This window comes from Streptomyces sp. NRRL S-495, assembly GCF_000966955.1.
Taxonomy (GTDB): Bacteria; Actinomycetota; Actinomycetes; order Streptomycetales; family Streptomycetaceae; genus Kitasatospora; species Kitasatospora purpeofusca.
This window is the reverse complement of the sequence record NZ_JZWY01000451.1, coordinates 1-288: the sequence shown is the minus strand read 5'-3', so window position 1 is coordinate 288 and position 288 is coordinate 1. Positions and strand designations below refer to the sequence as shown.

Annotated in this window: 1 pseudogene; it reads left to right on the top strand. The window is 74.0% G+C overall.

What is annotated here, in order from left to right:
* Positions 1 to 36: 36 nt before the first annotated feature.
* Positions 37 to 288 (top strand): annotated as a pseudogene (locus tag VR45_RS23380) (hypothetical protein); the annotation flags it as partial.

The following is a 288-nucleotide window of genomic DNA, read 5'->3' as shown; positions in this document are numbered from 1 at the left end:
GTTCCGGGACCCCTCAGTCCCGGTAGCGTGGTCGGCATGGTGAAGAAACGACCCATCCCGCCGCAGGGCCGCCGCGTCGGCGTCCTCGGCAAGGGCGGGACCACGAAGTCCACGACGCTCGGACACCTGCTCGGGCACTGGTCGGACCGCGGGATCCCTGTGGCCGCCGCGGACCAGGACATCCCCGGTGACGGCGAGGTCGGCTCGCTCCTCACCTGGGCCCGCGCCCAGAACCTGGGCGGCACCGTCCACCCGCCCATCCCCCACACCCGGCTGCGGGAGGAGGCC